The organism is Sporosarcina sp. SAFN-015 (assembly GCF_051966875.1).
GTDB lineage: Bacteria > Bacillota > Bacilli > Bacillales_A > Planococcaceae > Sporosarcina.
Genome location: NZ_JBQCKP010000005.1, coordinates 144430 through 160352 on the forward strand (window position 1 = coordinate 144430; position 15923 = coordinate 160352).

Annotated in this window: 12 protein-coding genes, 1 other RNA gene and 1 pseudogene; 5 read left to right on the top strand and 9 right to left on the bottom strand. The window is 36.8% G+C overall.

All coding sequences use genetic code 11. From position 1 onward, the window contains the following. Positions 1 to 125: 125 nt before the first annotated feature. Entirely contained in the window at positions 126 to 1187 is a 1062-nt protein-coding gene (locus tag ACTHPA_RS10845; RefSeq protein WP_440500262.1) for a suppressor of fused domain protein, read from the bottom strand. Positions 1188 to 1558: 371 nt separating this feature from the next. On the opposite strand from ACTHPA_RS10845, the gene ACTHPA_RS10850 reads away from it, so the two are divergent. Next, on the top strand, positions 1559 to 2104 hold the full coding sequence (locus ACTHPA_RS10850; protein WP_440500264.1) for a DUF488 domain-containing protein: 546 nt from the start codon (positions 1559 to 1561) through the stop codon (positions 2102 to 2104). A 212-nt stretch (positions 2105 to 2316) separates the two neighbouring features. Here ACTHPA_RS10850 and ACTHPA_RS10855 read toward each other — a convergent pair whose 3' ends face one another. Further along, on the bottom strand, positions 2317 to 4461 hold the full coding sequence (locus ACTHPA_RS10855) for a transglycosylase domain-containing protein (protein ID WP_440500265.1): 2145 nt from the start codon (positions 4459 to 4461) through the stop codon (positions 2317 to 2319). 334 nt (positions 4462 to 4795) lie between these two features. Between ACTHPA_RS10855 and arr the strand changes: the two genes are divergently transcribed. Both arr and ACTHPA_RS10865 read left to right on the top strand, forming a co-directional pair. Next, positions 4796 to 5212 carry an NAD(+)--rifampin ADP-ribosyltransferase gene (gene arr / locus ACTHPA_RS10860; RefSeq protein ID WP_440500266.1) on the top strand — a complete coding sequence of 139 codons (417 nt, stop codon included), beginning with the start codon at positions 4796 to 4798 and terminating at the stop codon, positions 5210 to 5212. 36 nt (positions 5213 to 5248) lie between these two features. Further along, positions 5249 to 5815, top strand: a complete 567-nt coding sequence (locus tag ACTHPA_RS10865) for a dihydrofolate reductase family protein (RefSeq protein WP_440500267.1) — start codon at positions 5249 to 5251, stop codon at positions 5813 to 5815. A 59-nt stretch (positions 5816 to 5874) separates the two neighbouring features. Here ACTHPA_RS10865 and ACTHPA_RS10870 read toward each other — a convergent pair whose 3' ends face one another. The 4 genes from ACTHPA_RS10870 to ssrA all read right to left on the bottom strand — a co-directional run bounded on the left by ACTHPA_RS10870 (position 5875) and on the right by ssrA (position 11835). Continuing rightward, on the bottom strand, positions 5875 to 6909 hold the full coding sequence (locus tag ACTHPA_RS10870) for a threonine aldolase family protein (protein ID WP_440500268.1): 1035 nt from the start codon (positions 6907 to 6909) through the stop codon (positions 5875 to 5877). Between the two features lie 171 nt (positions 6910 to 7080). Then, positions 7081 to 9015, bottom strand: a complete 1935-nt coding sequence (locus ACTHPA_RS10875; RefSeq protein WP_440500269.1) for a UvrD-helicase domain-containing protein — start codon at positions 9013 to 9015, stop codon at positions 7081 to 7083. Continuing rightward, entirely contained in the window at positions 9000 to 11192 is a 2193-nt protein-coding gene (locus ACTHPA_RS10880) for an ATP-dependent nuclease (protein WP_440500270.1), read from the bottom strand. Before ACTHPA_RS10880 ends, ACTHPA_RS10875 begins: the two co-directional genes overlap by 16 nt. Before the next feature lie 285 nt (positions 11193 to 11477). Further along, positions 11478 to 11835, bottom strand: a transfer-messenger RNA (tmRNA) gene (ssrA, locus tag ACTHPA_RS10885). A gap of 189 nt (positions 11836 to 12024) precedes the next feature. Between ssrA and ACTHPA_RS10890 the strand changes: the two genes are divergently transcribed. Both ACTHPA_RS10890 and ACTHPA_RS10895 read left to right on the top strand, forming a co-directional pair. Next, positions 12025 to 12453, top strand: coding sequence for a HEAT repeat domain-containing protein (locus ACTHPA_RS10890; RefSeq protein WP_440500271.1), 429 nt, complete (start codon positions 12025 to 12027; stop codon positions 12451 to 12453). Between the two features lie 752 nt (positions 12454 to 13205). Further along, positions 13206 to 13739, top strand: a pseudogene (locus ACTHPA_RS10895) (polysaccharide deacetylase family protein); the annotation flags it as partial. A gap of 138 nt (positions 13740 to 13877) precedes the next feature. On the opposite strand, the gene ACTHPA_RS10900 reads toward ACTHPA_RS10895, so the two are convergent. The 3 genes from ACTHPA_RS10900 to ACTHPA_RS10910 form a co-directional block, all read right to left on the bottom strand. After that, positions 13878 to 14027 (bottom strand): hypothetical protein, encoded by a 150-nt coding sequence (locus tag ACTHPA_RS10900; RefSeq protein ID WP_440500272.1) that lies wholly within the window; start codon positions 14025 to 14027, stop codon positions 13878 to 13880. 129 nt (positions 14028 to 14156) lie between these two features. Continuing rightward, positions 14157 to 14696 carry a PadR family transcriptional regulator gene (locus ACTHPA_RS10905; protein ID WP_440500274.1) on the bottom strand — a complete coding sequence of 180 codons (540 nt, stop codon included), beginning with the start codon at positions 14694 to 14696 and terminating at the stop codon, positions 14157 to 14159. A 66-nt stretch (positions 14697 to 14762) separates the two neighbouring features. Then, positions 14763 to 15923 carry a YhgE/Pip domain-containing protein gene (locus ACTHPA_RS10910; RefSeq protein WP_440500276.1) on the bottom strand — a complete coding sequence of 387 codons (1161 nt, stop codon included), beginning with the start codon at positions 15921 to 15923 and terminating at the stop codon, positions 14763 to 14765.

Sequence of the window (15923 nt, forward strand, 5' to 3'; positions counted from 1 at the left end):
CTTTTCCACCGGAACATGACGAAAAGTGTTCGCCCTAAATGCAGCTTGCAGAAAAAATAGTGGACAATGCGTGGTCATAATACTTACCTCTAAATAAATTCTTAGGTAAACAATGTTTCGATCCTTTATCCAACGATAGAGATGACCTGTCCATCTTGATCCTTAATGTACGTTTTAACGACTTGTATGATGAAGTCGTTAGTAGAAGACAAATGAATTTCTCCTTCTATTGGAAGAAGTTTATGCATTAGCTCGTTGACAACTGTTTCATCAAGACGTAAATGGACCGTGCCCTCAACTGTTTCGAATCCAGTCGTTGGAGCAAGCTCCAATGTGACGTTTGCCTCTTTACTTACTAATCTCAAATCTCTACCCTTCAGCAACCGGCCTTGCAACAACTTTCCAACCGTTTCAGCTTGCTTCGCTCCTACTGTGAGCACAGAAGGCTTCTTTTTGAACAACCCTTTCTTACCGGGTTCCCAAGTCAATTGATCCACAAATAAATAACCAGTGCTCGAACCGTCGCGGTCTATGCCGATTTGAACACTTTCCTGAACGGCAGGAACTTGAAGCATCGAAGTTCGGGATAAATCCGTAAGATAACCTGGAATCTGTCCTTTTCCAGCTTCTAGTAGACCAGCTGTATTCCATACTTTCATCGCCTCCAGCTCGTCCTCGGTGATCCCAACCATTTGAAGGAAATCAACGCGTCCGTTAGGCGTATGCAGTATACCTAGCTCTGGATCGGTGATAAAAGCAAGAGCGGTTAACTCCGTATCGGCTCCCAAGCAGATGGGACCATTCGCATCCAAATAATCACCTGAAGCAAAAACGTTGCCGCTGTTAAACACATAGCGCCCCATATTTTGAAGAAGGTTCAAAGCCCATGCAGGAGGCTCTTCCTCATCATCAGTGCGGGACACCCGAAACGAAAGCTCAAACCCGTAGCCGCTATACTCGGCATTTTCCGATTCCTTCTCATAAAGCTCGGAAAAGCCAAACGTAATAATATGCCAATGTGGAGAAGGTGTTTCCGCCTTATACGCGCTAAGGCCATCCAATGGGTCTTGTCCGCCAAGCAAATAAGGAATCGCAGTCCCATAATGCTTCGGTTCCTGATCCCCGTATAATTTCGTTGCCGCTTCTTCAATTGCATCCCAACCTGTTGTGTTCACTTCTTCCGCCATTTGTTTTCCTCCTATTTCTTCACTATGTACAGTCATGTTCTAAATTGGATAAACTGGTCCTACTTTATATATTTTCCATTTTCACAATCTATTTATTATACTAAAACTTGAAGAAAATAAATAAAGGCCTCATGTCCTAAATCAGCAGTTTTCCTATAGAGCATAAGTATCCAAATCGGAGTAGCTTGAATAGTGAAGCAGTCATCTATGTAACTGCGAACGATAAACCCCGAACTCTTCTCTTATTCAGAGACGATTCTGTTTCAATCCCCCATCCGAGGCAATCGCAAGTTCTGTACAGCGCTTTCCACTGCTATGTTTTACCCGCACCCTTCAGTGGAAAACTTGTAATAAACAGAGGGGGTTACGAATTGGAGATTTTTACGATCGGCCATTATTCACATTCAAAAGAAGAATTTATCGAGCTGCTCAAGCTTGCGAAGATTGAGCAGCTCGTCGATGTTCGGTCTTTTCCGGGCAGCCGTAAATTTCCTTGGTTCAAAAAAGAAACGATGGCGGAGTGGCTGCCAAATGCCAACATCGCGTACTGCCATATGCCTGATCTCGGCGGAAGGCGGCCCGCCTCCGACCTGGTCTCCCCTGTACTGAATGACGGTTGGCAGAATGCCTCGTTCCATAATTATGCGGATTACACACTGTCGCACTGCTTCCAGGAAGGCGTCGATGAACTGATGAAGCTGGCCAAATCGAAGAGGACTGCATACTGCTGCTCAGAGCGCCACCCCGCCCGCTGCCATCGCCTGCTCATCAGCAATTGGCTTGCTGCTCATGAGTGGGAAGTCACCCACATCATCCCGACAAAAGACGGCGGCGAACTGGTCGCACACGAACTTGGAAAATGGGGCGCCATGCCAATCATCGAGGAAAACGGGACGGTTGTGTACCCGAAATTGTGATGGTACAACGGGACAATGCCCTCTATCCTATCTCCCCAACATCAAATTGGCTCCCCAGTTTTTCATTGATGATAATGAAATCGATTTACTCCGATTTCAAGAAAAAACCAGTTCTGATCATTTTTAATCAGAACTGGTTTCCTTTGCATCGAAATCATGTAGATCCTTAAACAAGACCAACTTCTCAATATCCTTTTTTGCATTTTGCTTTATCATTCTTGTATCCACTTCTTCAATCGGTCAAGGCTATCTTCTATTTCTTTCCCCATCTCTTTTTCCCGTTTCTCCTTTTCTTTCTTTTTCCTTTCTTTCTCTCTTTCCTTCTTGGCTTTCTTCTCTCTTTTTTCCCGTTCTTTCTCTTTTTTCTTCTCCTGTTTCCTTTTCTCTTTTTCCGCTTTTTGTTCTTTCTCCCTCAACTTTTCTTTCTGTTTCTCAAGCTCTTTTTTATCTTTAGCGATTAACGGTAAATCAAATTCCTTCGTAGGATATTCACTCATTGACCTTAATAGGACTTGCCCGAAAATTGGTGGGGCTGTGAAACTACTAGTCGACGTTAAGTGATGTTCAGGATCGGTTTTATCATAGCCTAGCCAAACCGCACCTACGATGTCCGGTGTATAGCCGACGAACCAATGATCCTTCGATCCATCTACACCCGTGAATGGCAGCTGGGTGGTGCCTGTTTTACCGGCAACTTCCATCCCTGAAAGTTGAGCTTTCTTGGCCGTACCAACTTCGACAGCACCTTGCAGCATATAGGTCATTTGCTGAGCAACTTCCGCTTCTGTTACTTCTACTGATTGTTCACGCCATTTTCCAATGACTTTGCCTTCTGAATCTTTTATTTCTACAATAGCATGGGCTTCCATCATAACCCCATCATTCGCAAATGCAGAGAAAGCTTGAGCCATTCGCAGGGGTGAAGTTCCTTTGTGCAAGCCCCCTAATGCCAGGCCAAGATTATGGTCGTTTTCTTCCAATGGGATTCCGAAACGCTCTACGGTCCGCACGCCAATTTCAATTCCGATGTTATGTAGCAGCCAGACGGGAGGGATATTATACGATTGGGTGACTGCATCGTACATTGTCACTTGCCCTCTAAACTTATGATCGAAATTTTGCGGAGAATATCCATTAATGTTAATTGGTTCGTCAACGAGCAAATCCGAAATATGATAGCCTTGCTCCAATGCCGCAGTGTAGACAAGTGGTTTCAAGGATGATCCCGGTTGTCTAACGAGCTCGGTCGCATTATTAAAGCGTCCATACGTATATTCTCCTCTGCCCCCGATCAAGGCACTAATTCCACCCGTTTTAGGATTCAAGAAGACCGAACCGCTTTGAATGAGTTGATCCGGCTTGCTCTTCGGAAAATAACGATCATCCTGATACACTTCTTCAAGGGCATCTTGGATGACAGGATTTAACGCTGTATATATATGTAATCCTCCATACAGCACTTCGTTTTTCGAAATCTTGTACTTGTCGACCGCCTCGTCAATAATATAGTCAATATAATATGGATATTTCCCTTTATAATCCGTCATTGTTGAATCGGCTAACACAATTTCTTGTCCGACCGCTTCATCGAACTCTGCTTGACTAATATACTTTTCACTTTTCATTAACGATAAAACAATGTTGCGGCGTTCCACCGACTTTTCCATGTCTTTATAAGGAGATAAATGGGAAGGTGCTTTAATTAATCCCGCTAATGTAGCAGATTCACTTAACGTTAACTCGCTAACATCTTTTCCAAAATAGATTTGCGCAGCCCGTTGAACACCCCATGCTCCTTCGCCAAAGTAAATTTGATTCAAGTAGCGTTCCAGTATGTCATCTTTAGAATAAGTTCTCTCAATTTTCCTCGCGATAAGTAATTCTTTGAATTTACGAGAATATGTACGATCCTGGGTTAAAAATATATTTTTTGTTAGTTGCTGAGTGATCGTACTTCCACCAGCCACAACCTCACCTTTTAACAGGTTTTGAGTAAATGCCCGCGCAATCCCGAAATAATTAATTCCATGATGTTTATAAAACTGTTGATCCTCAACAGAAATTACTGCTTCTATCAACTCATTTGGTATTTGGTCTAGACGAACTCCTTCAATGTTGGAAATTGAAATTTTACTAACGATCTCTCCGTTTTGATCGTAAATAAACGTCGGTCTCGGTTCAGGTTCTTCTAGTTTACTCACATCACTTGATGAAATTAGGTGATTCACCATGACCAATCCACAAAGGACTACAAGTAGCAATACGAATAATAGTATTCGGAAAGGTTTCTTTATGTTTGACCATTTCTTCTCTCTATTCAATCGGTTCTGTTGCTGTTTATGTTCAATTCTTCCCATATGTATTCCACCTTCTTGATTGCCTTTCGGACAACAAGTTTAGCATATTGGGAAGAAGAAACCTAAATGAATTACTACATGAAAAATCTACCAACCCCTAACGCAGATTTGTCATGGAGAGCTTCTATTTGTATTTTTTCTATAGAAAAAAAGAAAAGAAGAGCAGCATTGGCTGCCCTTCTCCTTTACGCACTCTCTAACGGATTGATAGTATTCACATCTTATTCTCTACTTATAGTATACCATCATCTGCTGATCATTTATAGACTACTTTTCCCGCCATTACTGCCTTATACTGTACTACGCAAGTCAAAATGCAAAAGGGGGCAATTGTATGAATGACAATAAAAATAGCTTAGATCCAGGTCCGTTCTTTCATGGCACGAAAGCAAAACTGGAAATTGGAGATCTTCTTGAACCTTTACACTTCTCCAATTATCAGGATAAAAAATCTAACCATATCTATTTTACTGCAACATTAGAGGCTGCTAAATGGGGTGCTGAATTAGCAAAATCCAATGAAAAGGAGAGAATTTATATCGTGGAACCGTTAGGTGATTTTGAAAACGATCCGAACTTAACGGACAAGCGATTTCCCGGAAACCCCACACGCTCCTATCGGTCAACATCTCCATTGAAAATAGTAGCCGAATTAGGCTCATGGGAAAGACATTCCGATGAACAGATAAATCATATGCTTACATCTTTGCAAAAGTTAACTGAAGAAGGGAAAAATGTGATATACGATTAATGCTTCATTATCAAATATCGTCAGAGGAGGTAAACAATGTCCAGCACAAGCCAAAGAAAAATCATTTTGGATTTAGCAACGACACTAGATGGATTCATCGAAGGAAAAAACGGCGAGACAGATTGGTGCATTATGGATGCTGAAATGGGATTTACAGATTTCCTGCATCAGATTGACACCATTTTATACGGAAGAAAAAGTTATGATATGTGGGGAGAATTTAATCCACCAACGAATGCCGCTGATGATGAAAAAGAAATGTGGAGATTGGTCCACAGCAAAGATAAATATGTATTTTCCAAAAATGAAAACAGAACTGACAGCAAAACAATCTACATCAATAAAAACATTGCCGAAGAAGTGAATAAACTAAAAAACCAGCCTGGAAAGGATATCTGGTTATACGGTGGGGCAAGCCTTATTACAACCTTCATTGAGTTGGATCTTGTTGATGAGTTCAGGTTGTCTGTTCATCCAGTTGTTTTAGGTGAAGGAAAAGCATTGTTTACTGACATTAAAAAACAGCTAGATTTAAAATTAATTGAAACTAAAACTTTCTCTTCAGGTGTTGTTCAACTGATTTATCATAACAAACGCGATTAAATGAAAAATAGTTGGAGCATTAGTCAGATCGAATCTGACCTACTCTCCAACTTTTGTCTTTATATATTCTTAATATCCTCAATCAGTTGCTCAACATTTTCCTTTTTTGTCGCCCAGCTCGTACAAAATCTCACAACACTTTGTGTATCATCGACTTTCTCCCAATAGGAAAAAGAATACTTCTTGCTCAATTCATCCACCACGTCATTCGGCAAAATAGGAAACTGTTGATTTGTCTTGGAATCATATTTTAATGAAAACCCTTTTTCAACAAACGCCTCTCGAATCATCATCGCCAAGTCCACAGCATGCTTAGAAATCTCAAAGTATAAGCCACCTTCAAACAAGGTTTCAAACTGGATCCCTAACAAACGCCCCTTAGCGAGCATTCCTCCATTTTGTTTGATCATATACCGAAAGTCTTTTTTAAGATCATCATTTGTGATGACAACAGCTTCTCCAAACAACGCTCCAACTTTCGTTCCGCCGATATAGAACACATCACAAAGTCTTGCGATATCAATAAGAGATAGATCGTTGTCTTTTGCAGCGAGACCATATCCTAAACGAGCACCATCCATAAATAAGGGCAAACCACATTCCCGGCAAACCTTGCTTAATTCCTCCAATTCGGATTTACTATAAGTCGTCCCATTCTCGGAAGGATGAGATATGTAAACCAAACCTGGCTGCACCATATGTTCATGAGTGGCATCATTCCAATGAGTATCATATAACTCTTTTACTTGTGTTGCTGTAATCTTCCCATCATCACTCGGCAACGTAAGCACTTTATGTCCAGTCGCTTCAATTGCTCCCGTTTCATGTCCTGCAATATGACCCGTAATCGCAGAAACCGCTCCTTGATGCGGACGCAAGATGGAAGAAATAATTGTAGTATTTGCTTGTGTTCCGCCAACTAAGAAGTGTACATCTGCATTCTCCATATCACACGCTTTTCGAATATACCCTCTAGCCCTTTCACAATAGTCATCCACGCCATAGCCAGGTGTCTGTTCCTCATTGGTTTTCAGTAGCCGATTCAGAATTTGTATATGAGCACCTTCAGCATAATCACTTTCAAAACGTATCATTATAATCCTTCCTCCCTTGCAGTAATTTCGTGGCACTTAACATAAAAACCTATTTTTAGTATAGCTTCTCCTGAAAATAAAATTAAGTAAATCTTTGTCTTAGAGACAAAGATTTACTTAAAGTCACACTTTTTTGGAATGAATTCGGATTTGTTTGCGTGCCTGGCTATTCTAAGTTACAACTTCAAAATTCAAATTCACCATTTTTGAAATGAACTCTTGTTCAAAGCTATGAATATTACTTTTCTCAACATATACACTCAATTTTCTTTTGGCACGAGAACAGCCAACATAAAATAACTTATAAGCTAATAATGCCCCTTCTATTCTTCTTACTAATCTAATACATTTCAAAAAATTTGAAAGGTTTGGTTTCTCCTCGTATTTCGAGAATATATCAACAAAAAAAGCATTAAATAATTCTTCGTTATTAACAAGAACTTTTTTAATATTTAAGTAACACACCTCGCATTGTTTCTCAGAATTTTTATAATCGGCTGCTTTTATCTCAGATATTCTTTTCATTGTAGTTTCACTAAGTGCATTAATATTTTCATTAATTTCTTTCTGCATAGAAGTTAATTCAAGATAATCAAATAAATCTCTTGAAATTAAATCCAAAAAGAAATACATTTTTACATTTGGATTATTACCATCCGAGATCTTTAAAGCAACATTATCATAACCCTCACCTTTAACTGCGTGTTGGGTTGAGAATTCCGGACTTTTAGATTCTATATAACAGTGAATAAATTCTTCAAACTTCACTGAGTTAATTTTATTTTTAAATTCTTCATTTTCATCTATCTGACTAATAATCATATCGATATGTGATTTGTATATAATTTCATTTCCGCGCAAAAAATTCAACAATTCTTCGATTGTTAAATCCTTTTTTAATTCATTACTCAATTGATTTAGATACTGAGCTATTTTTATTTTATCTTTATGGTTCTTAATCTTCCATATTTCCTTATTTGAAAACTTGTAATTTCTAATTTCGCCAATTATTCGATTGTATTGTTTATTATCAAAGAGATCACTAATATTTGTTATAAATATTAAAAGAACAATTAAATCATCTGGATTATCCATGGACATATCTAATAATATCTCTTTCGTGTTGTGTTTATCGAATAATTTATACCTCTCATTATATGCAACATACAAATTATAGGCGCCTATTGCTTTAAACAAATCACTATTATATAAAACTAACTGTAAATTACCCTCACTTATTTCTGTACCTAAATCATCTACTATATACAGCTTTGGTTTCTCTTCATCCATAATTTTAGGGATTTGTTGATACGAAGAATCAAAGTATAGATTATTTAATAGCTTTACAATATTCCCTTGGGAGCGCCAATTAAACTTTAATGAGTAATTTCTAACAAAATTGTCTTCTATTATTGATTGAAATCCTTCGACTCTTTCATTATAGATTTGTTGCATTTCATCACCTAGAAGTATCAATTTTGTCTCACTACCTATACACGAATGATAAAACAGCTCCAAGACTTCTGATTGTGTATCCTGATATTCGTCTATAAAAATGTACGAATATCTCTGTGAGATTACTTTACTGAGTTTCGGGAACTCATGACATACTTTATTTGCAAATATTAATAAATCATCATGAGACAGTCTACCATATAGAACTGATGTGAATTGTGTCTCCCCATATTCTAATTCAGAGATATTTTCTTTAATAGTTTGTAGTGTTACCTCACAATCCTCCTCTAAATTAAATTTATCTTTAAATCTCTGTAATTTAATTCTATCTCTCTCATCATCACTTCCTAATAGACTTCTAATATCATTTTCATAAAACTCTACAAAATACTCGATAACTGGTTCGATTTTAAAAAAGGGTCTCATGAACTTACTGATAAATGAATGAATAGTACTTACTTCAACTTTGTCGTTGTCAATTTTTTCTATTAACTGATTGGCTGCTCTATTAGTATAAGTTATACATAGTATTCTTTTTTGAGGCGTTTGAAGAAGTTTGTTTACTGTTTTAGAAAGAGCAGTTGTTTTTCCACTACCAGCAGGAGCATTAACAAGAGTGAATTGTTTATTTATATTTAATCCTTCAACCAATTTAATCCCTCCTCGATATAATTAGGGATTGCTTCCTCAATACTTTCAGTTTCAATTAATGAATACATGAAATCCGTTTTGTTTTTTAATTTATCAATTCTATCTCTTAATGATGTTTCACTTTTACTAGTATTAGGTAATAATAGCTTATTATTATCAATTAATAATTGAAAATCAGCTTTGGAGATCTTGTCAAAAACGGTTTTGAAATTCAAGAGCTTGTTTAATATTGCATCTTCTAAGGTGCGTGCATACCCATCAAGGTCTGTTTGAAATTTCAAACAAACGCTAGTGTCCTCTAAGAACATACCACTTTTTTCGGTATTTTTTTTAAAGATATTAGCGATAATGGATTCTCCCGTAAATTTCTTGATAGTGTCATTAGTTGTGGAACGGTTAATTATATCCTTAGTAAGAACGTCCGTTTCCAAATTAATGTCTTCTTTTGAGTATTCATAGTCAATATCTGTGAAAATTAAAGTTTTAATCTCTAAATACTGTATTAAGTCTAAGTATTGATAGGCATATGCACCACCAACTTGAATATATGAAATATACTGAGTTGATAAGTCTTCAAAATCTTTAATATTTGAAATTAAATACTTAAATAATAATCTTTCTGCATCTCCTTCAAATAAAATTAATTTATCTGCAAAAACCATTTCAACCATATTGAACTGAAAGAACTTTTGATAAAACTCTTTATTTATTGTTGGGATATTTATAAAATGATTTAAGTCGTACACTTTTGATTCTGTATGCCCTTTAGATCTAAATACACGGATATTATTTAATCCAATTGTTTTTGTCATCTCACTCGAATGACTTGTGATTAACATTTGGAAAGGTACACTTTTCTCTTCATTTGCAACAATATCTTCTACTAAAACAATTGCTGTAGAAGTGCTTAAAGATTCCGCAGCCGCAGTAGCTACTTCTGCTTTTGACTTTGCTTTTGACTCTTCTTCAGATACTTCCACTCCTCCTATTATTTCTGTTGTTGCTGCTGCTTTTTGAACTTCTCCTTCTTCTACATCGCCTTCGACTTCTTCAACTTTTATTTCAGAGCCGTTCGCAATGATATTAATATATCTAATGAAAATATTTTCCATCTGGGGGTGAAGGTGTGCCTCAGGCTCTTCAAAAATTAGTAAATTCACTTTTCTAGGATCAATTTTTTCACTAAAAATTTGTGCTTCTAATAATAAATAGATCAGATTACTATAGCCAAGGCCTTGTTTTTGTTCCTTTACTTTTAAACCTTCATCTTGTTCAAAGTAAATATGTATAAAATCAAGGAGGACCTTTTCTATATCCTTATTTTCCAGTCTAAAGTCTATTCCTAGATTTCCAGTATTTCCTCCATTTGTTTTTGAAAAACTATGGAGAGTTTTCTTGATATGTTTTAGTGTTATCGCATCAATCTCATTCGATAACTTTTGTTGATTCAATAATGTATTTATGCTATTTATCAGAACTTTTAAACTTTCTTTCCAAACACTATTGTTCTGTACAGTTTTCAGCAAATGTTTACTTAAAAAATTTTGCTTATCATCTGAAGTATCAGCAAGTCTTCTAATCGCGTACACACAATGGTAATTAAATAGATCATAGAAATTCGATTTATCAGGAATACTGATTTTATTTTTAAAATCCTCGTTACAGTAATAAATGTTTGATTGCAATTCTGAAAATATTTCTCTAAAGTCTCTTTCACCATTCAATATATCTAATATGTCCTTTTCTTTAGCAGGGGTATATTCATATTCAATTAGAAAATAAAAATTTTTTTTATTAATATCTATATCTGATAAATATCTTGAAAAATATTCAAGATCATCACTTTCATCATCATATTTAGTTGCTACACCTATTTTAATTTTTTTTAGTTCTTTATGTATCTTGTGTAACTTATCTTTCTTATCATCAATACTCAAATTATTATCATTAATAATTCCTTCTATTTTTTCATCATTCTCTAAACGTGTTTTACTATTCAAGTCATCTATATTTATATAATCTTTTCGCTCTCTAAAAGTATTAGATAATAATTCTACTAAAGATGTTTTACCAGAGTTATTAGAACCTACTACTGCTGTTAAATGATTGTCTAGAGTAATTACCTCATCTTGTAATTTTCTATAGTTTTTTATTACAAGCTTTTCAATACTAATCATTCTAGTTTTCCTCCAATCTATTTATCTAAGTGATAACAATTTTCATAGCATAGAATAAAACAATAAACTAATTAAACTGTCAATCACTTTTCATTAATAGTACATTTTGGAAACTCATATGTCTATAGAATCATAACAAATAAATTCCAATAAGAAATAAAATTGAGTTAACGCAAAATAATATTACATATTCAGTTAAAAACATTTAAAAACTAATAAAGGATATTGGCATACTCCAAAAGAAAAAAACTTGAATATCAATGAATTTAATCTATTATTCTTATCTTATGGAGACGGTGGGAGTCGAACCCACGTCCAAAGGCTCTGCTACTTCAGCGTCTACGCGTGTAGATTGACTACTTGCGATTCGCACTGCATTATGCCGTCAATCAAGGCGTCTTGAGCGCTATCCTGATAATCACTTGCAACGGCCTCAGGAGGCGACCGTTACCGTATCCCACACTAATAGGTGAGCCTAACAATGCTACATGGGCGATGGAACTGCTAGGCAGATCAACAGCTTACGCTGCGAATGCTAGGTTGTTGTTTGTTTTAAAAGTTATATTAACTGCCGTTTCTGAGGGAGTCGAGCCCTCAGACGCGAAGCTCTAGCCCAGCCCCCTGTCGAATCCTTAACGTCCCCAAAAAGAGTGGTATTTCACGGTGCAACTTTCTGAAACCATTCGAAATTCAAAAATTCAAGTACCAGGCACTCGCTAATTTATGAATCGCCTTACAAGCCATTCATCGCTATTTTCACCTAGACAACGTATAATAAATGAGGCAGAGAAGAATTCATTTTTCCTCTAGTTTAAAAAAGAGGTGCTTTTACTTGAAACAGTTTGAAACAGCATTACCTGAGCAATATGAAACGTTAAAAAAACAGGCCAATTATACGTCTAGCTGGCGAGATCGATTAGACGCAGTCGAAATACTATCGGCTTATCAACATGATAAAGTCATTGATTTATTAAAAAATCGTATGAAGTATGATACTGTCAACAAGGTGCAATTAGCAGCCTATGAAGCACTTGTGGCGTTTGGTGAAGACGTAGAGAAGCCGTCACCTGCACGTTTTGATATTATTAAAGACACGGACAAAATTTTCCTACGGGTGAGAAAGAGCTTGCCGAAGGACCATACAGTGGCAGACTTTGCGGATAAGCTAAAACGTATGCGTTTAGATGTCTTTGATGCGTATGAAGGTGACAAGGGTGAACAATTTATGAACTGGTTAGAGGAACGTTGGGCAAAACTATAATGAGTTGTTTTAAGGAAAGTCATTCTCTCCGGCATGTGGAGGGGATGGCTTTTTCTTATCAGTGATTCTCGAACAGTCTCAAATGTCTGCACAAAAAAGAAGCACAAATCCCCAATAAGAGAATTTATGCTTCTTATCTTTACTGTTTTCCATAAATTATGGAGAATCCTCGCTTCAAGGCTCTGTGTACTTCAACGTCTACGCGTGAAGATTGACGATTTGCGATTCGCGCACACGTTTCATGAGCGATGGAACTGCTAGGCAGATTCATCAGCTTACGTTGCTAATGCTAGGTTGTTGTTTGTTTATTAACTGCCATTTCAAATTAGAGGCACGTTCATTTCTCTCTGAATAAATAACCCATTTCAGTTGATCATAACAATGATGACAATAAATAGTCTCTGTTATGGAATAAAAAAAGGAGATGAAGGGATGCAACTTCGAATATTGAAGTGGTTGTTGGTGACGGGGTTTTTATTTTGTATGCATCTGTTTATGCGAATGACGAGCCCTTGGTATATATAGCGTAGGAAAAGTCGAAAGCAGTCATACAAGATGACCAGGAAGAAGATTTGCCTGACCCTGACGGAGGAACTGATAATTCTGGTCGGAAAATTCAGCAGCCTGTTGACCTACGAATTTTACAGCAGCGGTATCCGGCTATATTTTTCTTACAAGATCCTACCGATTAAAAACGAGTTACTTTAACTTTTGATGATAGTCCTGACCCACGCTTTTCAAATGATGTATTAGATGTATTGAAACAGTACAATGTACCAGCAACATTCTTCGTGTTAGGTTCAAAAGCCGTTGCTAATCCTGATATTGTCAAGCGAATGCAAAACGAGGGACATGTAATCGGAAACCATACGTATTCCCATCCGAACCTTGTCAAAGAGTCCGACCTCCAAACTCTTAAGCGGGAGGTGGCTAGAACGGAAGATGCCCTTAACGGCATTATTGGTTACCGGACAAAATTATTTAGGCCACCATATGGCTTCTTATACAATGAACTCGTCGAAAAGCTTGGTAAAATGAACAATTACGTAATTGGATGGTCGGTGGATTCCTTGGATTGGCAAGAAGACCCGCCGGAAGTTATTACTTCCAAAGTAGTAGACAACATTCAACCAGGCTCAATCATTCTCATGCACGATGGCGCAGAATCGAGTGGAGATCGAACGAATACCATCAAATCGCTTCGCCAAATAATTCCGGCACTGCAAGAGCAAGGGTACGAGTTTGTCACTGTTCCTGAATTGTTGAATATTCCCTATAAGAAATAGAAGGTCCCTCTTCTATTTCTTTTTAATGCCCAATCCAAAAAACAGCCTAGCTTCTATGATTTAATTAAATTTAAACAAGAGAACTTGGAAAAAGAAAAAACATAGGGAGATCTTAGTCTTCCTATGTTTTCATTCATATTATTTATCTGTTTGTTTTTGCTTTTTCTTCAAATACTCCGCACGTATTTTTTCCAGTTGCTGCTTTTTATCAAATTGAGCAGGCTTGTTTTTTTCATGATATTTAGTCACGGCTGATTTACCTTTGTTATCCAATTGATATTTCCCCATTATGTTCACCTACTTTTCTTATCTCGGCTTCACGAGATACTATTCAACAAATATAATGTACATTCTATAGTGAAGTATACCTCTAACCTTTATTTGTTGAATAAAGTCTATGGAGACGCCCCATACTTCCTATATTTCCTCTTTTTGAATATGTTTAATTAATCTTTCAAAGTACTGTATGGAGGAATTTATTCTATAGTTCGCATAATCGCCAATAAAGTCAGCTAATATTTCTTGTCCGGGCTCAATAAAATGTCGTCCCTCGAATTTGGACATCTTGTCCCAATTCGTTTTTATGCCGTTTACCTTTTTCTCTAATATACCGACGACTTTATCACGATCCACATATTTCAAATTGGCTAAACCAATCACCATATCCCCGATTGAATTTGCATTTTCAAAGAGTTTATAAATCTTTTTCGGTAAGACTTCCTGACCTTTTTCAGTAATTGCAAATACTTGTTTATCTGGTCGATGCTCTTCTTTAATGATTTCTTTTACCTCAATGAAGCCTTGCTTTGCTAATGATTCAAAATGGTAATACAACTTGCTTTCAGTCAAACCATTGATCGTCTCTAGAGGCTGTAATTCTGCGATTTGTTTTTTCAATTTATAAGGGTAATTATTTTCTTCCATAAGCTTAGTCAGAATGAAAATTTGAATCGCCATTATTTCAGCTCCTTCGGTAATCATTAGTTCTATTCTATCAAAACCAATCATTTACTTCAGCAGATTTTAAACATTTGCAGATTCTATTGACTTCTCTATTGGCATTGGCTTGTGTAAGATCCAAACGATAACAATGTTAAGTGCCATCGCGACTAGTCCAACTATAGCTAATCCTAACAGATAAGGGCTTACACTTGTGCTACCAAAAAGATTCGCAAAATAAGCTTGTACCGAGTAATACATCGGTGAAATGTGACTTGCCCAATTATAAGGCGCATACATCATATCACGTGGAATGACTGCTCCATTTGCAAGTGTCTGAACTAATAAGATTGGGATATTTAGAACCATTCCTGCTTCTCCAAACAAGAAGATGACAGTTGCCGTGAAGTTAAAGCTTACCCAATAATTAAGGATTTGTTGCCCCAAAATCTGCAGGAATAAATCCCCGCTTAAATCATTAATCCCCATCACGATTATTGTGGATACTAAACCAGCAATTAATCCAACGAGGATAGCTGTTAATTGCACGTAGATGAATAAACGTGTTTTCGTAGCTTTCCCGCGATTCGCTTTAAACGCTCCCACTAATTGCATTGCTGCAATCATTGCCCCTACATACAAGGCCATCGTTAAGAACATGGGTAGCATATTATTATGCATACCATCTGGAATGTCATTGATTGTAACAATATTCCCTACATAGCTGTTTTCAATTGTCTTCGCTATTTCTTTTGCTTGCTCTTCAGGCACGTTAAAGTTCATTAAGATGCCTTCTGCTGTTTGCTGTGAGAATTGTGCACTTAATTGCGCATTAATTTGAGAAACAACTTGATTCATGGAAGAGGCTACAACTGTTGCTCCAGCTTCATTGAGAGTGAACTCAATGCTTGATGATACATCACTATTTTTCAAATCAGCTGAAAACGTTTTTGGAATATGAATAACTAAAGCTAATTCGTTATCTTCTAAGTCTTCTAAAGCTACTTTATTCGAAATATCTGTTGTTATTTTCTCGAATGGGAGTTGTTCTTCTAGGCTCTCTGCAACTTGCCCCCCAAATTCTCCTTCGTCATCATTAATAATAGCAATTGGTAGTTGATCGATATTTCCTGGAATTGCCGTGTAACCTGGCAAAAAGATCCCTAACATACAAACTGCATATAAAACCCCCATAAATATTGCGGAGGTCGCACCTTTACCTTTTAAAAACTCTCTAAATTTCAT